The organism is Pseudodesulfovibrio sediminis (genome assembly GCF_020886695.1).
In the GTDB taxonomy this organism is placed as follows: Bacteria; Desulfobacterota; Desulfovibrionia; order Desulfovibrionales; family Desulfovibrionaceae; genus Pseudodesulfovibrio; species Pseudodesulfovibrio sediminis.
In genome coordinates this window covers 1,923,968-1,942,103 of sequence record NZ_AP024485.1, presented here as the reverse complement: position 1 = coordinate 1,942,103, position 18,136 = coordinate 1,923,968, and the positions used below count along the sequence as shown (strand labels likewise).

Annotated in this window: 16 protein-coding genes; 6 read left to right on the top strand and 10 right to left on the bottom strand. The window is 55.3% G+C overall.

The annotated features are described in order from the left end of the window. The first annotated feature begins 67 nt into the window (after positions 1 to 67). Complete coding sequence (locus SRBAKS_RS09380) at positions 68 to 1,441, top strand: M48 family metalloprotease (RefSeq protein ID WP_229590612.1); 1,374 nt, start codon at positions 68 to 70, stop codon at positions 1,439 to 1,441. On the opposite strand, the gene SRBAKS_RS09375 is transcribed toward SRBAKS_RS09380, so the two are convergent. The 6 genes from SRBAKS_RS09375 to SRBAKS_RS09350 all read right to left on the bottom strand — a co-directional run bounded on the left by SRBAKS_RS09375 (position 1,438) and on the right by SRBAKS_RS09350 (position 9,667). Further along, the gene (locus SRBAKS_RS09375) at positions 1,438 to 2,448 is read right to left on the bottom strand and encodes a DUF362 domain-containing protein (RefSeq protein WP_229590611.1); all 1,011 of its coding nucleotides are present in this window, start codon (positions 2,446 to 2,448) and stop codon (positions 1,438 to 1,440) included. The genes SRBAKS_RS09380 and SRBAKS_RS09375 overlap by 4 nt on opposite strands. Before the next feature lie 203 nt (positions 2,449 to 2,651). Next, a complete protein-coding gene (locus SRBAKS_RS09370) occupies positions 2,652 to 4,904 on the bottom strand; it encodes a vitamin B12-dependent ribonucleotide reductase (protein WP_229590610.1) in 2,253 nt (750 codons plus the stop codon). Positions 4,905 to 5,246: 342 nt separating this feature from the next. Next, entirely contained in the window at positions 5,247 to 5,648 is a 402-nt protein-coding gene (locus SRBAKS_RS09365) for a bacteriohemerythrin (protein WP_229590609.1), read from the bottom strand. Positions 5,649 to 5,672: 24 nt separating this feature from the next. Beyond that, positions 5,673 to 7,598, bottom strand: a complete 1,926-nt coding sequence (locus tag SRBAKS_RS09360; RefSeq protein WP_229590608.1) for an adenylate/guanylate cyclase domain-containing protein — start codon at positions 7,596 to 7,598, stop codon at positions 5,673 to 5,675. Positions 7,599 to 7,872: 274 nt separating this feature from the next. Further along, positions 7,873 to 9,168 carry a MerR family transcriptional regulator gene (locus SRBAKS_RS09355; protein WP_229590607.1) on the bottom strand — a complete coding sequence of 432 codons (1,296 nt, stop codon included), beginning with the start codon at positions 9,166 to 9,168 and terminating at the stop codon, positions 7,873 to 7,875. A gap of 4 nt (positions 9,169 to 9,172) precedes the next feature. After that, the gene (locus tag SRBAKS_RS09350; protein ID WP_229590606.1) at positions 9,173 to 9,667 is read right to left on the bottom strand and encodes a hypothetical protein; all 495 of its coding nucleotides are present in this window, start codon (positions 9,665 to 9,667) and stop codon (positions 9,173 to 9,175) included. Positions 9,668 to 9,847: 180 nt separating this feature from the next. On the opposite strand from SRBAKS_RS09350, the gene SRBAKS_RS09345 reads away from it, so the two are divergent. After that, positions 9,848 to 11,020 (top strand): pyridoxal phosphate-dependent aminotransferase, encoded by a 1,173-nt coding sequence (locus SRBAKS_RS09345; RefSeq protein WP_229590605.1) that lies wholly within the window; start codon positions 9,848 to 9,850, stop codon positions 11,018 to 11,020. A gap of 855 nt (positions 11,021 to 11,875) precedes the next feature. On the opposite strand, the gene SRBAKS_RS09340 is transcribed toward SRBAKS_RS09345, so the two are convergent. Next, the gene (locus SRBAKS_RS09340) at positions 11,876 to 12,547 is read right to left on the bottom strand and encodes a D-lyxose/D-mannose family sugar isomerase (RefSeq protein ID WP_229590604.1); all 672 of its coding nucleotides are present in this window, start codon (positions 12,545 to 12,547) and stop codon (positions 11,876 to 11,878) included. Positions 12,548 to 12,630: 83 nt separating this feature from the next. Between SRBAKS_RS09340 and SRBAKS_RS09335 the strand changes: the two genes are divergently transcribed. Then, positions 12,631 to 13,065 (top strand): GNAT family acetyltransferase, encoded by a 435-nt coding sequence (locus SRBAKS_RS09335; RefSeq protein WP_229590603.1) that lies wholly within the window; start codon positions 12,631 to 12,633, stop codon positions 13,063 to 13,065. Here the strand turns inward: SRBAKS_RS09335 and SRBAKS_RS09330 are convergent. The 3 genes from SRBAKS_RS09330 to SRBAKS_RS09320 are packed head-to-tail and all read right to left on the bottom strand — an operon-like array spanning position 13,062 to position 15,724. Continuing rightward, positions 13,062 to 13,775: an OmpA/MotB family protein gene (locus SRBAKS_RS09330; RefSeq protein ID WP_229590602.1), complete on the bottom strand. Its 714-nt coding sequence runs from the start codon at positions 13,773 to 13,775 to the stop codon at positions 13,062 to 13,064. The genes SRBAKS_RS09335 and SRBAKS_RS09330 overlap by 4 nt on opposite strands. Before the next feature lie 9 nt (positions 13,776 to 13,784). Then, complete coding sequence (locus tag SRBAKS_RS09325; RefSeq protein ID WP_229590601.1) at positions 13,785 to 14,558, bottom strand: motility protein A; 774 nt, start codon at positions 14,556 to 14,558, stop codon at positions 13,785 to 13,787. After that, on the bottom strand, positions 14,558 to 15,724 hold the full coding sequence (locus SRBAKS_RS09320) for a cyclic nucleotide-binding domain-containing protein (protein ID WP_229590600.1): 1,167 nt from the start codon (positions 15,722 to 15,724) through the stop codon (positions 14,558 to 14,560). Before SRBAKS_RS09320 ends, SRBAKS_RS09325 begins: the two co-directional genes overlap by 1 nt. Positions 15,725 to 16,018: 294 nt before the next feature. Between SRBAKS_RS09320 and SRBAKS_RS09315 the strand changes: the two genes are divergently transcribed. From SRBAKS_RS09315 to serB, 3 genes are all read left to right on the top strand, one after another. Continuing rightward, positions 16,019 to 16,486, top strand: coding sequence for a bactofilin family protein (locus tag SRBAKS_RS09315; RefSeq protein WP_229590599.1), 468 nt, complete (start codon positions 16,019 to 16,021; stop codon positions 16,484 to 16,486). A 12-nt stretch (positions 16,487 to 16,498) separates the two neighbouring features. Further along, positions 16,499 to 16,660 (top strand): hypothetical protein, encoded by a 162-nt coding sequence (locus SRBAKS_RS09310; protein WP_229590598.1) that lies wholly within the window; start codon positions 16,499 to 16,501, stop codon positions 16,658 to 16,660. A gap of 145 nt (positions 16,661 to 16,805) precedes the next feature. Continuing rightward, entirely contained in the window at positions 16,806 to 18,014 is a 1,209-nt protein-coding gene (gene serB / locus SRBAKS_RS09305; RefSeq protein ID WP_229590597.1) for a phosphoserine phosphatase SerB, read from the top strand. The last annotated feature ends 122 nt before the right edge of the window (positions 18,015 to 18,136 follow it).

The following is an 18,136-nucleotide window of genomic DNA, read 5'->3' as shown; positions in this document are numbered from 1 at the left end:
TGTACTGCACATACTTGAACAAGAACCCCTGTTTGCTGTATTGCTTCCATAAGCACAGGAGAATTTCATGGAACGTTTGCATATAATCAGGAAATGGAGCCGCCGCGAATTCATCAAGGCGGGCGGCATGGCCGGGCTGGCCGTGGCTCTGGGTGGCTGCGCCAAAAACCCGGTCACAGGGCAGAGCCAGTTCATGCTGGTCAGCGAGGAAGAGGAAATCCAGATGGACAAGAAAGCCTCGCCGCAACAATTGTCCAATGACTATGGACGGACGCAGGATGCCGCATTGAACACGTATGTGGCAGGCATCGGCAAGAGGTTGTCCGACACCTCGCACCGGCCGCAGATGCCGTATTCCTTCAATCCGGTCAACGCCAACTATGTCAATGCCTACGCCTTTCCCGGCGGGACTGTCGCCTGCACGCGCGGCATCATGCTTCAGATCGACAACGAAGCTGAACTGGCCGCTTTGCTCGGGCACGAAATCGGGCACGTCAACGCCCGTCACACGGCATCGCGCATGAGTTCGCAGACGGTCATCGGTACTCTGGCCGGTATCGGCGGAGCCGTGGTCGGCGCAAAATACGGCGGCGGTTGGGGCGCATTGGCCGGTGGAATCGGTGGTCTGGGCGCCGGTCTGCTTCTGGCTTCCTACAGCCGCGATGACGAACGGCAGGCCGACGGCCTCGGTCTGGAATACATGACCAATGCCAAATACAATCCGGACGGCATGGTCGGCCTCATGGAGATGCTCAACACTCAGCATGAGCGTGAACCGAGCGCGCTGGAGGTCATGTTCGCCACCCACCCCATGAGTTCGGAGCGACTGACAAATGCCCGCAAGGCCATCAAGGAACGGTACATCGGCGCCAAGGAATACAAAGTCTATCACGAACGGTACATGGACAACACGGCAGAGCTGCGCAAGCTCGGTCCGGCCATTGAGGACATGCAGGAGGCGGAAAAATTCGGCAGCAAGAAGAAATATGCGGAAGCCGAGGAGAAAATGGGGCAGGCCCTGCAAAAGGCTCCGCATGATTATACTGCGCTTCTGCTTATGTCCAAGGTGCTGATAGCGCAGGAAAAGTATGACCAGGCCCTGCCGTATGCCATGGAGGCCAAGCGGGTCTACCCTGAAGAGGCCCAGGCCAATCAGGTCAGTGGTGTCCTTCTGGTCAATGCCAAGAAATTTACTCAGGCCTATGACAGCTTCGAAGCCTATGGCAAGGCAATGCCCGGTAATCCGTATGGCCTCTTCTTTCAGGGATATTCGCTGGAAGGCATGGGCAAGCGCGACGAGGCCGCCAGGAAGTACTATCAGTTCCTGCAAAAGGTGCGGTCCGGCAACCAGGCCAAGCACGCCTACAGGCGACTGGTGGAGTGGGGCTATATCAAGAGCGAGTTCAGGCCGAGCACTGAAGAGTTCAAGGTGTTGGCCTAGTTCAGTTCGGCCTGCACTCTGTCAGCGAATTCCTGCGCATCACTCCCTATGGGCACGAGCTGGATGTCGCTGGCCCGCCGTGCGCCAATGCCCAGCTCTGCGGCGCGCTTGATCTGCTCCTGATCAAAGACGCTGCCTCTGGAGACCTCTGGCGTGGTGCCGTACATCCTGAGTATGGCGACGCCCACCGCGTCCACGGCAACAGGGTCGGTGCTGACAATGATCACGCCTGGCTTGACTTTGGTGCCCTTGTGCGGCCCGCCATCGACGAACGCCTCCAGCCCGTCCATGATGATGAGGTCGTTTCGATACACTTTGCTTATTTCTGCGACGAGGGTGCGCTGCATGGGGGAGTTGTGCAGCTCATTCATATAGTTGTAGCCGGTTTCCGGGTCGATCTTGGCGATGGCGCCGACCGCATTCTTGAGGGAAAGCGTGAAATGCCCGCCATACTGGTGGGTCTTGAGGCAGCAGGTCTGGACCACGCGGATGGCCTCCACGAAATGCCGTTCAAGCAGAAATCCGTTTTTCCAGTGCGAGCCGGGCGGGGAGTAGCGGATGAAATCCTCTTTTCGGAGATCGTCCATGATGACGACGTTGAACCCGACCTCCTTGGCCACGTCCATGGCCTGCATTGTTTCCAGCACCTGCGCCGTGTCGCCCATACCGCTGCGTTCGACGAGCGTCATGGGGCCGGCTCCGGCAGCCTTGAGCCCCTGGGTCATGGCCTTGAGGGTGTCCGGGTGCGTGGACGCCGGAAACGGGTCCGCGCTGTTGTAGTTGGCCTTGATGGCCACGGGCATGCCCTTGAACCCCGCCAGGTCGAATTCTGCCATGGCGCGTTTGATGCCCACTTTCCGGTTTTCCGTCTTGACGATGACAACCCGGGACTGTTGCTGTGCCATGGTTGGCGTGGGCATGCCCACCCCTGAGAGTAAACCGGCTCCCAGCATGAGGATGGTCTGTACACACCGCCGCCTGTTCATTGTTCCGTAAAGCATGCTCATGAAGAGTCCTCCATCATTGAACACTACGAAGGAAACGCACGGCTGTAAAGCGTGGTGTCACTGAATCGGCCCTCCCCGTGGGCGAAAGACGAAAAATCCCTGATGCACACGGTGTGAATCAGGGATTTGTCTTGTCTGATCAGTGACAGGAAGCAGAGGGCTTTTGGCCGTGCGCCCCTGCCGTGGGAGTCGGTGGCCTTAGGTTAGCCGCCGCACTTGGTGTACGCGCAGGACTTGCACATGTGGCAGCCTTCCTCGAAGACGAGCGGCTCGCCGCAGTCGGGGCAGAGTTCCTTGTTGAGCGAGGCAACGGCCGCGTCCACGCGGTCGCCGCTCAGGTAGCGGGACTCGAAGACATGGGCGATGGCATCCGGGATGGATTTGACCAGGTGCTTTTTCATGAATTTGGGATTCTCGCCGCCGATGCCCTTGAGCTGTTCCACGATCTCGCGGACTTCCACGCCGGAGCGCAGGGCCAGGGACACGAGGCGGCCGATGGCTTCGGCCTTTGCGGTGATGGATCCGCCGGATTTGCCGATGGTGGCGAACACTTCAAAGGGCTTGCCGTCCATCTCGTTGACGGTCAGGAATAGCATGCCGAGACCGGTGGAAATCTTCTGGGTGAACCCGTAGATGACGTCCGGACGATTCTTGACCACGGAAGTGGCGGCAGCGTTGGCTGCGTCTTTCTTCTTGTCGCCGTCGCCGGTGCAGAGGACCTGGGAGGTCTTGGAGCCGTCGCGATAGACCGTGACGCCCTTGCAGCCATATTCGTAGGCTTTCCAGTAGATGTCCCAGATGTCTTCCTTGGTGGCGTTGGCCGGCAGGTTGACGGTCTTGGACACGGCGTTGTCCGTGTGCTTCTGGAAGGCGGCCTGCATCTTGAGATGCCAGATGGGTTCGACATCCATGGAGGTCACGAACACGGAGCGCAGCTCCTCGGGCAGGTGCTTCATCTTCTTGATGGTGCCGACCTTGGCGATCTCTTCCATGAGGCTGCCGGAGTAGGCGTCTGCTTCCTTGACGGCGTCCTCGAAGAACGGGTTGGTCTCCACAAGCTTGTCGTTGTCCATGACGTTGCGCACAAAGGAGAGCGCGAAAAGCGGTTCAACGCCGGAGGAGCAGCCCGCGATGATGGACAGGGTGCCGGTGGGCGCGATGGTCGTGGTGGTGGCGTTGCGATAGGGGCCGAGGTTCGCCTCGCCGAAGATGGATTCGACATAGGTCGGGAAGTGGCCGCGTTCGGCTGCCAGGGTCTTGGATGCGGAGCGGGCCTCGTCTTGCACGAACTTCATGACACGTTCGCCCATGTCCACGGCGGTCTGGGAGTTGTAGGGTATTTTAAGCTGATAGAGCAGGTCTGCCCAGCCCATGACGCCGAGACCGATCTTGCGGTTCATTTCAACGGTTTCGGTGATCTGCGGCAGGGGGTACTGGGAGGCGTCGATGACGTTGTCCAGGAAGCGGACAGCCAGGTGGATGATGCGCTTGAGTTCGTCCCAGTTGATCTCCGAGTCCTTGCCGTTTGTGCCCTTGGCAAAGCATTTGCCGAGGTTGATGGAGCCGAGGTTGCAGGCTTCGTAGGGCAGCAGAGGCTGCTCGCCGCAGGGGTTGGTGGATTCCATCTCGCCGAGCTGCGGCGTGGGATTGTCGCGGTTGATGCGGTCCAGAAACACGATGCCCGGATCGCCGGATTCCCAGGCCTTCTGGACCAGGATGTTGAAGACGTCGCGAGCGTTGAGGGAGCCGACCGGTTCGCCGGTATTGGGGGCGATGAGGTCAAAGTCCGCTTTCTTTTCCACGGCCTGCATGAAGGATTCGGTCAGGCCGATGGACAGGTTGAAGTTGTTCAACTCGCCGTCGCGTTCTTTGGCCTTGATGAAGTCCATGATGTCCGGATGATCGACGCGCAGGATGCCCATGTTGGCGCCGCGTCGGGTGCCGCCCTGCTTGATCTGCTCGGTGGCGCAGTTGAAAATCTTGAGGAAGGAAAGGGGACCGGATGCCACGCCGCCGGTGGAACCGACCACGGAATCCTTGGCGCGCAGGCGGGAGAACGAGAACCCGGTGCCGCCGCCGGATTTGTGGATCATGGCCGCGTGCTTCACGGCGTCGAAGATACCCTCTATGTCGTCTTCCACGGGCAGGACGAAACAGGCTGCCAACTGGCCGATGTCAGTACCGGCGTTCATCAATGTCGGGGAGTTGGGCAGGAAATTGTATGAGGTCATCAGGTCATAAAATTCGCGGGCGAGATCGGCGGTCTTGATGGAAGACTTTTTGTATTTCGATTCTTCTTCGGCAATTGCGGACGCGACCCTCCAGAACAGTTCTTTGGTTGTCTCGTACACAACCCCTTCAGTGTCCTTTCTCTGATACCGCCTGTTCAAAACTATCTTGGCGTTTTCATTGATGATCGGGTCGGGAAGGTTGGCGGGCATTTTGAGTTTGGGCATAGAAGGACCTTTTAGTAATCGCTTGAAATATTAGAGTTTATATGGAAAAAACGCCAGTTGAATCCGATGGCGTTAGAGATTTTCTAGAGTACAGAAAGAGGGGAAAAAACGCCAGTCCAAAATGCGATTCGTACAAAAAAAGCGGGAGCCGTTGGGGGCTGTGGTCTGACGGGTTGTCAAGTCTATCTAGGAACCGCTCTTATTTCATTTTTGTGGGGTCAGGGGGCACCGCCTGTGCTTTCTGACAGGGGAAAACAGGCATCCCGTCCGGCTCAGGAAATCGTGTCGGACGGGATGCCTGTTGGTGAAACAGTGCTTTCGGATGCAGGGCGAACGTATACATCATTGTTGTTCACAGAGGAATTCGCCCATCTCCGTATCTGTCCCCATGGTGTGATCATTCAACCATTGGTGCAGAAAATCGAGCAGCTCGAAGGTGACGGTCGCACTGCCGTCGTAAAACAGTTTCTGGAGTTCAATCGCCTGGTTGGTGAGATCGTCGTGCTCCTTTTTGTGGGCGGCATATTTCGGATAGTCGTATTGTTTCATCTGGATTTCTTCGGTTTCGAAATGCTCCACGGTGTACCTGATGAGGTCGTTGAAAATTTCCACGATGGCGGACTGTTCCATCCCTTCGCTGGTGGCGGCGTGCATTTTGTTGAGGATCGCGAACAAATTGCGATGCTGGTCATCAATCTCAGGAATGTTGATCATGTTCTTTTGCGTAAAATCGATAAATGCCATGGGGCCAACTCCTTTGAAATACAATTAGATAGTGCTTATGCCGGTCCATCCGTCTCCGGGTGGTATACGAGCCATGGTTTTGCAACGTGTGAAAAAGATGGGGCTGATGGTGTCTTCTGGGCATGCTTGCATACATTGACTGAAGATCTCTGCCGCTTTTTCGAAACCGCCCTGTTTGTAGAGCGTCAATCCCTGCGAGAAAAGCGGGAGGATCGCCTTTTTTTGAACGATGAGTTCCTCGGGGTCGGTATCGAATACTTCGTAAAGCACGACCGGGACCTGCTTCCCTTTGACGCGGACCGTGTCGATCTCGCGGAGGTTGAAGGTCTCTGGCGTGGTGAGTTTGTCATAGACACTGTCGGAGATGACGATTTTGACGCCAAAGCTTTTGGTCAGGGATTCGATGCGGGCAGACAGGTTGACAACGTCACCGATGACCGTGGCCTGCATGCGTTTGTCGGTCCCGAGCGCCCCCAGAGTCAGCTCTCCATGATGAAGACCAATACCCGCTGCCACAGGCTGCTCACCCTGCGCGAACCGCTCCTTGTTGAGTTCGTTTATGCAGTGCTGCATGCCGATGGCAGCTTTTACAGCGCCTTCTGTCGCGTTGTCTTCAAAGAGAGCCATCAGGGCGTCGCCGTGAAAACTGTCGATAAAGCCCTTGTTTTTGGTGATGGGCGTGTTCACCGTGACAAAGTATTTGTTGAGGAACTGGATGACTTCCAGATGCGTCATGCTCTCAGAAAGTTTCGTGTAGGAGCGGATGTCGCTGAAGAGGACCGTCATCTCCCTGGTGGCATGGTTGTCCAGTGTGACGTCCCTGTATCGTCCTTTGCCGAGAAGGTGGAGGAACTCCCTGGGAACAAAGCGAGCATATGAAGCGTGCTGTTCAATGATGTCAAGCTGCGCTTTTTTGGATTTCTGACGAAACTGGCAGATGAAATAGGCGCTGAGCATGAGGATGCATCCAAGCGGAATGGTTACCGTTAATATCTTGATGAAATAGTCATTCGGTTCCGCCATGAGGATGGTTTCAGGGACATGCGTCAAGATGGTCCATCGTCCGGCATCACTGCGCACCTTGATTCCCGCCAGGTCGGCAATAAGCTCTCCCGGATCAAAGGTGGCATAGGTGAACAGGCCGTTTGCGGTATGGAATTGTCCTTTCCCCACGGGCTTGATGCGTTCCCATTCAGCAGGGAAACGCGATCGGAAGGTTATCTCTTCCCTCCCCGCATGCATGAAGCCCCATTCGTCTTCGGTTTTGTCTGACCGCAGCCAGTAGCCTTCGTCATTGAGCAGCATGGGGTTTGTTTCACGCCCGTCTGTTTTCATGATGCGGCGCAGGTGGTTTCCAAAAAAGTTGAGCATGATCACGCCGTAGCGACCGCCGTCTTCCGCGAAAAGCGGTGCCGCCAGGTGGATGATGGGTTTTGGCCGGGATGTGCTTCGGGATGATTCCGTATCAAGCATAAGCGGAGAGATATACACCTCCCCCACATGGAGTTTTTGAGAGTGCTTGAAGTAGGTGTAGGTGCTCTTGTTTTCCAATTTATGTTTGTCCACCACTTTGGGTGTGCCTCCATGATAGTCGATTCGGAAGATTTCCATGCCGGTGGAGTTCAGATAGTGGATGATGTCATAGGATTTTTTGTCCAGGGAAAAGTAGAGCAGATTCTTTGCGAGGTTAGCTGTCAGGCTGCTGGTGAACACCTGCTGGGATTCCTGCATTTGTGCGAGGAGCCGTATGTCGGCGATCATGTCCTCGAACTCATACTGCATCAACTCCGTCACGGAATGCACGGTATTCAAATCCCGACTCTTTGCCAGGGAGAGGGCATGGTTCACGCTGGAGCGATAGACAGCAAAGGCGCTGAGTCCGAGAACGAGCGTCAGCGCAAGCGCGGTCGGTATGCAGATGGTCAGTTTTGCCCTGAGATCCTTGTGCATGAGCGAGACCTTTTCGCGATACGAGGCTATTGTGTTTTTAAACAGACGTTTGAATATTGGCTCAATAATAACCAGAAAAAGCGGATTATGGAAGCAAAATACAATAATTATATTGTTGGTCGTGCATGATGCGGGATGTCAGGGTATTTAGTGCTGGGTGAATCAAAATATGCCGCAGGGTTGAGCGGGGCGGGTCTGTGTCTTGTCAATTCAAGGGCAGGAAAAGAAAAGGCCCGCACACTGAATATGCGGGCCGGAACGGGGGAGTGGGCGTTTATTTTTTGAGGACGTGGAATTCGTATCCGACCATATCGGGATAGTTGCGATACAGTCTGTTTTCTACGTGGGACATATCAATGATGGCGCGGCCGTCAGGGTCGTCTCCATAGAGTTTTTCCGCTTCCCCCAGACGGCGTTGGACGTCATCATAAAAATCCACCCAGCACTGAGAGTCGATGGTAAAGTGGCCGAGAGAGGTGTAGCCCTGTGCTTCCGCAGCCTTGATGTTGGCCTCGGCCGTGCGCATGGCCGGATACCCTTTGGCCCAGAACTCGACCACCTCTTCAGGCGCGGAGTCCGTGAGCCAGACCGCATCGGTCAGGCACAGGCAGCCCCCTGGTTTGAGATAGTGCTTCCATTGCTCCAGAGCCGAGTCCACGCCCATGATATAGGCCGCGCCTTCGCACCAGATGAGGTCAAATGATTCCGGTTCGGCCTGAATGTCCGCCATGTCCATGACAGCGGCGATGACGCGATCTTCCACACCCGCGTCCTTGGCCCGTTCTATCATCTGCTCCAGGAAAGGGTGGTAGATTTCAGTGGCAGTTACAATGCCGCCGGATATCTGCGCCAGGGGGATGGTGGCTCCGCCCGTACCGCAGCCCAGCTCCAGTATCTCCGGGGTGTCCGGCAGTCCCGTGCACAGGTCGTAGGCGCGTTTGGTCATCTCGAAACTGCCGGGACCTTCCCTGTTTAACCCTTCGTATATTTTGAAAAACATTTCCATGAATTTACCTGATTCCTTGTTGATGTTGAGTATCGCGTGAGGCGCTGCCGCCATGGCTCGTATGGCACTGATTTCTCCTTCCGGGATATGCAGGTGGCGCAGAAATTCCACATGCCTGTCCGGGGCGCTCCGTTCGAACTGGATGTGCCAGCGCCGCATGTCCGCTTCGGAAAAGCCTGCCGCGGACAGGAGCGCAACCCATGTCGCCTTGTCCATGTGGTCGTGTGTGCCGAGCAGGTCGGCCCGCCCGAGGAGACCGGCCACCACCGCCTGTTGTTCCTTGAGCGCGGTCATCTCCTCATTCAGTTGGGCAAGACGGTTCTCCAGCGCATCGGCCACATCGCTGTCAGCGGTCGCATCGAGCATGCGCCCTATTTCCTTCAGGCTGATCCCGGCTCGTCTGTATTCGCAGATGCGGCGCAAGCGTTTATCGTCGTTTGTCGAATACTGTCTATACTCCCCTTTCATGTGCCCGCCAGGCCGAAGCAGGCCGATGCGGTCATAATATAACAGAGTGGAGCGCGACAGTCCGTGTTTTTGAGCCAGTCTTCCTATGGTGAACATGTCTCTATATTTTCTCCATGAGGCCAAGTCTCTGCGCTCGAAGCATGGCGCCTGTTTTCAGATAGTGATCGAGCATGGTTTCCAGTACTTTCATCTGGGTGGCGAACCTTTGAGGTTTGTCCTCCAGGTAGATATGGCCGTCCGAGTTCAATGCGGTAACATGTTGAGTCCAGAGTAATGTGGTGCTGCCGTGGCTCTCTTTGATTTGTACCGTGTAGTGGATAATCCTTTGGTCATTGGTGCGGACGAACTCAAGATATTCATACGGTTCGAATCGGCTGGTCAGCCAGACTTCCGGGCCACCTTCGGTGGGGAAAGCCGTACGGAACACGCAGCCCAGTTCATTGACTCCTGAGATGGAATGAAGAAGGTCGCATTGCCAATCTTCGATCCAGTTGTATTCGCGTACAGGGCAGAGCAGGGGCCAGATGATTGCAGCCGGATGATCCAGCTGCATGGTCATACTCACCGTCAGGTGATCTTCGTGATATTCAGGCATGTTTTCACTCCTTCTAAGTGGTCTTCATGCCCCTTTGTCTGAACTATGAATCTATAGACAGGTCAACACATCTGGCAACTTTTTTCCCGTTTGGGTAAAATCAGGATTTACGTCTGTTTTTTTTTAGTCTATTGGCATTTTTAGCGGTCCTGCAATATCATAAACCAAGAGAGTCCTTCAATGCGAATTTCCGATCGTCTGTCCCGGATCAAGCCATCGGCTACCCTGGCGGTGAATACCAAGGCCCAGGAGCTGCGTGATCAGGGACGCGAGATCATCAGTCTTGCTGTCGGCCAGCCCGACTATGGCACCCCTAAACATGTCTGTGAAGCGGCCAAGGTCGCACTTGACGAGGGGTTTACCCGGTACACGCCGGTTCCCGGCATCCCCGAACTGCGCAAGGGTGTGGCTGACTATTATACCCATTTTTACGGAGCCAAGACAGCTCCCGAGAATGCCATTATCTGTAACGGCGGCAAGCAGGTGCTCTACAACCTGCTCATGGCCCTGGTAAATCCGGGTGATGAAGTGCTCATTCCGTCTCCCTACTGGGTCAGCTATCCGGCCATGGTTCAGCTGGCCGACGGTGTGTCCGTGTTTGTTCCGACCACGGCAGAGGAGGAGTACCTCGTCACGGTGGAAGGGCTTGAAGCGGTCCGTACTGCCAAAACCAAAGTGCTCATCCTGAATTCACCGTCTAATCCGACCGGCTGTTGCTATACCCAGGAACAGCTCGACGCCATCGCGGACTGGGCCATCAAGAATGACATTTTCGTTATTTCGGATGAAGTGTATGATCGTCTGGTCTACGCGCCGTTCTCGCCGGTTTCCCTGGCCAAAAAATGGGAAGCGCATCCCGAATCAATCGCCATTGTTGGCGCGTTGTCCAAGTCGTTCTGCATGACCGGATGGCGTGTCGGTTACGCGCTGGCACACGCTGATCTGGTCAAGGCAATGGTCAAGATTCAGGGGCAAAGTACCTCCAATATCAACTCCATTACGCAGAAAGCGGCAGTGGCTGCACTCACCGGTCCGTGGGAAATTGTAGACAAAATGAAAGAATCCTTTGTGCGTCGCCGCGATTTAGCGTATGATATTATTACAAGTTGGGGTGCACTCTGTCCGAAGCCGGACGGAGCGTTCTATCTTTTTCCGGTTCTTGATCAGTTTTACACTGAAGAAGCACCGGATTCAGCGAGTATGTGCACCAAGATTTTAGAAGAGGCTGGCGTGGCACTTGTGCCCGGTTCAGCCTTTGGTGATGACAAATGCATCCGCTTTTCCTATGCCGTGGATGACGAAATATTACTGAAAGCTCTTACCAAAGTAGGCAACGTCCTGACGGGGATATAGACTGTTTAAAGGGTAGTGTGAGTCTCTTTTAGCAGTTTTGCCACTATAGTGTAGGGGTAGAAGGGGAGGGCCACCCATCGGGGGTGGCCTTTTTCTTTTTTTTGGGGAGAGGGGAAGAGTCAGTACTGCGTACTTCCATGCACCTTTGGAGCGAGAGCCATTGTTGGGTGACAGACGCCACCCAAAGCATTCCATGCCCTTCGCGGGCGGCGGTCTCTTTTTGAGGAGCAAAAAGAGACGCAAAAAGCTCCTTGCGCTAGTTTGCCCGCCCACGGTTTGACGGCAAGAAGCTGATCAACTCGGGACGGCTCCATGCTGGGAAAAGTAATGGGAATACCTCTCCGTTCCCCGCTGGGGTGAGTGAGTGCATTCGTATTGCCTTACCAGAGCCGTCGTCCTTTCGTTGTCAGCTTCTAAGCCCTTGCAAACAGGGCTAATCTAGGGCGACTTGAGCAGATTGTAGTCGGTATCTAAGGTTGCCCAACAGGGTGTCGACAGCCTCAAATCTAAACCTCCCACACCAATGGCGCACCCCCTTCAACGACGAACAATCGGAAGCGGACCTTAGAGCCTGTTTCGGGCGACGCAACGCAGCCCGACCGAGTCTGCATCGCAGACAATCTGTCGGGCAGTGCAGTCGCCTACAGGCTTTGGGGACTCTTCCTCGCTCACAGACAAAAAGCGTTTTTTGCCTCCTTTTTGCCGCTTCGCAAAAAGCAGGTCGCCGTAAAGGCGATAACAATTTAATAAATTTGGATTGGACTCTCACCGCGTAGCGCGCAAAACCACAAAAAAAACATCACCACAAAAAGAAGGCCGCCAGATCTCTCAGGCGGCCTTCTTACATGGAAAAGCTTAAATATATTTCGGGTAATCCGTACACAACAGGTGAAGCGGAGCTTCATCCTCCTCAATGTCGGGGAACCGCGCCTGCTCTTTATGAAACCGGTTGTCAGTATTATCATCATTCACTGACGACACCTCGCCGACCAGCACCTTCCCCTTGCCGGGTTCACCGTAGAAGCGGTGGTACATCCCTTGCTCAAGGAAAATTGATTCACCGGGCGTCAAGACTACCGTGCCGCCGGGCTCCACCGTGCGCGCAAACCCATCCACTATGACGGTGATCGGCTCCTTGCCCAACTCCTCATCAGGAGTGGAGCCATACAGCTCGATGACGAGATTGCCTCCGCCCCGGTTGATGATGTCCTCGGTCTTGGACCAATGGAAATGCATGGGGCAGATCTGGTTCTCGCGGACAATCATGATCTTTTCAGCGTACTGCTTCTTGTCCCCGGCAGCCAGGTTGCCGTTGCGGATGGTAAACAGAATCAGACCGCGCTTTTCAAAGTCGCCAGCGCCATAATCCGTCAAGTCCCAGCCGAGCTGGTTGCGGACGACCTCGGAATCTCCAGTGCCTTTCCAGTCGTCAGGCCCCCAAAAGGCCCACGGTGGGAGCTTGAACAGGAAGGATTCATAGAATTCCTTGGCATCGGCAATCAGTGCATTGATTTCGCTTCGTTTCATGGTGTGAATCTATGAGAGGAGTGAATGCGCGTCAAGCAATGAACCACTGGACAGGACAAATGCTGCCGGGGCACACTCCCTCTATGGATACCAACGATACACTTATCCTCCCCTTTGACAACGCGGTCCACCGGCAGGCGGTGATTGACCTGTGGAAGATGGTCTTTGATCCCCTGGCATCGTATAATGATCCGGCATTCGCCATAGACCGGAAGCGAGCGGTGGACGATCTCTTTTTCGTGGCCGTTGAGAACGACACGGTTATCGGAACGATCATGGCCGGATACGACGGCCACCGAGGATGGATTTACTCATTGGCCGTGCATCCTGATCAGCGCAAACATGGCATCGGGTCAATGCTCCTGCACCATGCCGAGAACGCACTCACAAAACGCGGTTGCTTCAAAATCAACCTGCAGGTTCGCGAGTCCAATGTGGACGTCATCCGGTTTTATGAGGCGAATGGCTTTGCCATGGAAAAGATCCTCAGCATGGGCAAGGTCGTTGATCAGGATTAACGTCCTGAAATCGGCCGGACCAGAATGATCACCCGACGATTTTTGGCCTGATTGGTCGGGATGTTGTTCCCTGCCTTGTCCGTGTTGGGGGCCAACGGCTCGGTGTCGGCCAATCCCATGACCCGTATGTCCCCCTTGGGGAATCCCTGAGCGATAAAGAACCGGGCCACGCTGGAAGCGCGGGCACTGGACAGCTCCCAGTTGGACGGAAACTGGGCCGACTTGATGGCGAGGTTGTCGGAGTGGCCTTCGATGGTCAGCTTGTAGTGTGCGTCTGTGAGCGGCTTGGCCAGCTTGTCGAGGATGGTCACGGCCTCAACGGTCAGGTCTGCACTGCCGAGCTTGAAGAACACCCCGCCTTGCAGATTGATGGCCACGGCATCGGGCCGCAACTTCAATCGCACGGCCTCGGATTCTCGGCCGATGAGCTTGGCCAGCTCCAATTGCAGTTCAAAAAGATTCTTCTGCTTTTTCTCCACCACAGCCTGCACGGGTTCGCTTGCCCTTTTACTGGGCGCGGCCTTGCCCTTCATGGCTTCGGCCATGATATCGGACACGGCTTCATAGCGGTTGGGGTCGATCTTGGACACAGCCAGCATGATGACGAAAAAGCAGAGAATGAGCGTCATCATGTCCGCCAGGGTCAACTGCCAGCCGCCGTCAGGCGCGGGTGTCTTGCGCTTGGGAATGAATTTGCCGTTGAACTGCATGTGTCAGTCCTATCTGGCGCCGATGGAAGACCACTTGCTCGGGGGTAGGTACCCCTTGAGCTTGTCCATGACGATAGGCGCGGGCGTCTTGTCCTTGATGAACAGGATACCGTCGCGGATAACGCACATCAGGATGGTGCGCTCCTCCACACGCCGTTCGACCTTGGTGGCAATGGGCGTATAGATCATGTTGGCGAACAGCGCGCCGTACAGGGTGGTGGTCAGGGCCGTGGCCATGGCCGGGCCGATGCGGGTGATGTCGTCGCCCATGGTCTGCATCATGGCGATCAGGCCGATGAGCGTACCGATGATGCCGAAGGCGGGAGACAGGGCGGCCATGGTCCGATAGATGCCGGCGGCATTGGACTCCTGTTCGTGATACTGCTGGATGCGGTTGTTGAGGATTTCCTCCAGCTCCTGTTTGGAGTAGCCGTCCAGCAGCATCTGCAGCCCGTCGCGCAGAAATTCGTTTTCCATGGACTTGAGCGATTTTTCCAGATGCTCTTCGCCCTTCTTGCTCACTGTCTTGGAGATGGTGACGATATCCCGAATGTAATCGCCGATGGGCAGCTCCTCGGCCCGGAAAGCGGACACGAACAGCCCCATGACGCGCATGACCTCCCGTAGGGGATAGCAGATGAACGTGGCCGCGATGGTTCCGCCGAGTACGATGGCGAGACCCGGACCGTTCAGGAAGACCTGAACCGAATCCGTGGCCGCGAAGGTGGCCGCGCAGAGGACAAAGATACCGGCGATAATCCCGAAGATGGTGGCGATATTCATTAGATGGAAACCCCTTTGGTGACCTTGATCAGTTCGATGAGCTCATCAGAGACATCCTCGGCCTCGGTGGAGTCGGGGGTTCCCCGTTCCTTGGCCTCATCCTGCACGATGGTGGCGATTTTCTTGGACAGGTTGCCGATGATCTTTTGCCGGGCTTCCTGTTCGGCTATGGCGAGGAGCACACCGAGCTTGTAGTACCCGAGCTTGGCGAACACGTCCTTGCAGGTGGCGTTGTCCACGAACACGATGTCGTTGACGTCTTCGAGGTCGGCGATCTTCTTTTTCTTGCGCTTTACCCGCTTGAAGAACTCTTCGGGCTGGTCTCCGGCCCAGGCGAGCGCCGAACTCTTGTGGAAGAAAAACAGGGTGTCAGGGATCTCCATGTTGGCCATCTTCTTGTAGAGAATTTCGCTCTGGGCTTCGACCTCGTCGGCAAAATCATGGATGTCGATGTATTCCAGCTCCGGCTCCAGGGCGTCCGACTTGGACAACTCCTTGTGCAGATTGGCCGCCACCTGAAAGAAATTCTCCATGTCATTGACCTTGACGTAGCGCTCGGAGAACGCCTTGCCCGATCCCTGGGTTGTCAGGGTGACAATCTTGAGGGCGGCCAACTGGTCCAGGGTCTGGTCGATTTCAAGCTGTGAGACCAGCAGGATATCCTTGACCTGTTTGGAAAACTCGGTGATGGCGATGCCGAACTTGTGACCCCGGATACGCTTGGCCTCTGCGGCCCGCATGGAGACATGACAGCGATGGGTCATTTCGAGAATACGACAGATGGATAGAAAGGAATTCTTGTGCGTGCGGTTGGGGTTCACATCTCCGGCCTTGCGCACGCGCTTTATCAGCAGCTTGGTCAGATGCTGGATGGTTTTTGGGCATTTGGCGACCATGGCCTGAATGACCTGCTCTGTCAGTACCATGAGATCGCAGTATTCCGCGGCTTCGGCACTTTCCATGCGTTCTGTTTTGCTCAGCACGGACATCTCGCCGAAGATCTCGCCCCGACCGAGGGTATCAACAAGGATCCTCTTGCCGTTCACGGTCTTATACAACGTGACCGAGCCTTTCTGGATCATGTAGGCGACGGTTCCGTTCTGTCCTTCTTTATAGATGGAACGGCCTTTATGATAGGATTTTATATTCTGAATGCTTGTAGTCATGCCTCTCCCTTCTCCCGTGTCTGACTGCGGGCAAAGACTTTCCCGTCCAACTTTGTCCTTTCAAAGGGTACCCACTTTTCAGAAAATGTACAACCAACTGGCATAATGGACAATTAGAAGTTCGCATAAATTGCAGGTTTGCAGCGGGTTTCTTCCATGTTCCTCCTGAAATTCGGGGCAAAAAAAAGTGGCAATCAAAGGAAGGTGAGGGTATAGGAAAAGTCCTTTTGCTATTTTGAATGGTTTTCGGGTGGCGGGGGAGATACCGTTTCCCAATTAACTGTGAGGTCTACCATGGGTATGTTTTCAAAGAAAAATTCTGATCACTCCGAGCTGAACGCCTTTCTGGGCGTGGGCACTGAATATAGAGGCAAACTTGATTTTGTTGGCACGGTTCGCATTGACGGACGTTTCGAGGGTGAGATCTCCACTGATGGCGATCTGGTTCTCGGACGCAAGGCCTTCATCGAGGGAACGGTCCATGTGGGCCGACTGACCTCCTGCGGCGAAATCCGCGGCGATGTGTACGTCAAGGAACACGCTGTGCTGGAAAAGACGAGCGTTCTCAACGGCAGCCTGACATCACCATCCCTGGTGGTGGAAAAGGGCGCGGTGCTTGAAGGTGCGGTCTCCATGACCGGCTCTAGCGCTGTCGTTGGAAAAACCAAAGTGGTGTCCGCTAACTTTGGGGGCAAACCCGCCCAACCCGAGACAACCGAATCCGACGTCGCCAAGACCGGATCTGACGATACAGAAGCGTAAAGAGGGAAAAGTATGTACGAATTGGTCATTGAAGACAGAGGCATCAAATACGTTGCATTCACTGCAGAGAAGCTGCGCGAAGTGGAACTGGTCAACCAGTGTCACCTCCGTTCGCTGACCAGAGGCACTGCATCCATTCGTGAAGCAAAAGCCGAAAAAAAAGAAAAGAAATAGGGCAGACTCGTCCGGTCAATCCTATTGCTATTTAAGAGCCCGAACCTGTAACCGGTTTGGGCTTTTTTGTCGTCCCCACACCATTTACGACCAGGCCGATATATGAGAAGGTCCGCCTGAGTTCGAACGGGAGAGAAGAATACTCATGGAAAAGATCATATTGATACATGTGACTGGTGGCGACAGGCCCGGGCTGACTGCGGAGTTGTCTGAAGTGTTGGCCGGGTATGATGTGGACGTGCTCGACATCGGCCAGGTGGTCATTCATAATTTTCTGACCTTGGGCATTCTGATCAGACTCCCGTCCAATTCCCAGCCGGTTCTGAAAGACCTGCTGTTCAAGGCCCATGAACTGGGCGTGACCATGAAGCTCCACCCGCTCAATGAAGAGGAATACTCCTCGTGGGTAGGGGACGCCAACAAGGCGCGCTACATCATCACTCTGCTGGCGCGGTCCGTGTCATCTCGGCAGATCTCGGCCATCACCGAAGTCATCGCCGAATCCGGCATGAACATCGACACCATCCACAGGCTCTCCGGGCGTGTGCCTCTTGATTGCAACGACTATGAATGTTCACGCGGCTGCGTGGAGTTCACCGTGCGCGGCACGCCTCGGGACATCGCGGATATTCGCTCCCGGTTCCTGGAAATATCCGCCGACCTCATGGTGGACATCGCCTTTCAGGAAGACAACATCTTTCGCCGCAACCGCCGTCTGGTCGCGTTTGACATGGACTCCACCCTCATCCAGGCAGAAGTCATCGACGAGCTGGCCAAGGAAGCGGGCGTGGGCGATGAAGTGGCGGCCATCACCGAGGCGGCCATGCGCGGCGAGCTTGATTTCAAGCAGTCGCTCAAGAAACGGTTGTCACTCCTTGAAGGGCTGGACGAATCCGTTCTCCAGACAGTCGCCGACCGGTTGCCCATGACCGAGGGGGCGGAAAAGCTCATCACCAACCTCAAGAACGTGGGATACAAGATCGCCATCCTGTCCGGCGGATTCACCTACTTCGGCCACATCCTTCAGGAAAAATTCGGCGTTGATTATGTCTACGCCAATGAGCTGGAGATCATCGACGGCAAACTCACAGGCAAGGCCGTCGGCGATATCGTGGACGCCAACAAGAAAGCGGAGCTGCTTCAATCCATCGCAGATATTGAAAAAATTTCGCTGCAACAGGTCATTGCCGTGGGTGACGGCGCCAACGATCTGCCCATGCTCAACCTGGCCGGGCTTGGTATCGCCTTCCATGCAAAGCCCAAGGTCAAGAAGGGTGCGCGTCAGTCCATCTCCACCCTTGGTCTGGACACCATCCTCTATCTCATCGGCGTTCGTGACCGCGAGGTCGTGTAGTCGAAGTCCGTTCAGCGGAACACGTTCCCGGCCTTCGACGTTCGCTTCCCTTTTTTCCGCGCCCGCACCATACGCTCGCACGCAACGCTGTTTCGTGCCCCGAAACCATGTGCAAATACCTG

Bases quoted from the DNA above. Each gene is read 5' to 3' on its own strand.
- SRBAKS_RS09380 (WP_229590612.1), top strand. From the start codon at position 68: ATGGAACGTTTGCATATAATCAGGAAATGGAGCCGCCGCGAATTCATC.
- SRBAKS_RS09375 (WP_229590611.1), bottom strand. From the start codon at position 2,448: ATGAGCATGCTTTACGGAACAATGAACAGGCGGCGGTGTGTACAGACC.
- SRBAKS_RS09370 (WP_229590610.1), bottom strand. From the start codon at position 4,904: ATGCCCAAACTCAAAATGCCCGCCAACCTTCCCGACCCGATCATCAAT.
- SRBAKS_RS09365 (WP_229590609.1), bottom strand. From the start codon at position 5,648: ATGGCATTTATCGATTTTACGCAAAAGAACATGATCAACATTCCTGAG.
- SRBAKS_RS09360 (WP_229590608.1), bottom strand. From the start codon at position 7,598: ATGCACAAGGATCTCAGGGCAAAACTGACCATCTGCATACCGACCGCG.
- SRBAKS_RS09355 (WP_229590607.1), bottom strand. From the start codon at position 9,168: ATGTTCACCATAGGAAGACTGGCTCAAAAACACGGACTGTCGCGCTCC.
- SRBAKS_RS09350 (WP_229590606.1), bottom strand. From the start codon at position 9,667: ATGCCTGAATATCACGAAGATCACCTGACGGTGAGTATGACCATGCAG.
- SRBAKS_RS09345 (WP_229590605.1), top strand. From the start codon at position 9,848: ATGCGAATTTCCGATCGTCTGTCCCGGATCAAGCCATCGGCTACCCTG.
- SRBAKS_RS09340 (WP_229590604.1), bottom strand. From the start codon at position 12,547: ATGAAACGAAGCGAAATCAATGCACTGATTGCCGATGCCAAGGAATTC.
- SRBAKS_RS09335 (WP_229590603.1), top strand. From the start codon at position 12,631: ATGGATACCAACGATACACTTATCCTCCCCTTTGACAACGCGGTCCAC.
- SRBAKS_RS09330 (WP_229590602.1), bottom strand. From the start codon at position 13,775: ATGCAGTTCAACGGCAAATTCATTCCCAAGCGCAAGACACCCGCGCCT.
- SRBAKS_RS09325 (WP_229590601.1), bottom strand. From the start codon at position 14,558: ATGAATATCGCCACCATCTTCGGGATTATCGCCGGTATCTTTGTCCTC.
- SRBAKS_RS09320 (WP_229590600.1), bottom strand. From the start codon at position 15,724: ATGACTACAAGCATTCAGAATATAAAATCCTATCATAAAGGCCGTTCC.
- SRBAKS_RS09315 (WP_229590599.1), top strand. From the start codon at position 16,019: ATGGGTATGTTTTCAAAGAAAAATTCTGATCACTCCGAGCTGAACGCC.
- SRBAKS_RS09310 (WP_229590598.1), top strand. From the start codon at position 16,499: ATGTACGAATTGGTCATTGAAGACAGAGGCATCAAATACGTTGCATTC.
- serB (WP_229590597.1), top strand. From the start codon at position 16,806: ATGGAAAAGATCATATTGATACATGTGACTGGTGGCGACAGGCCCGGG.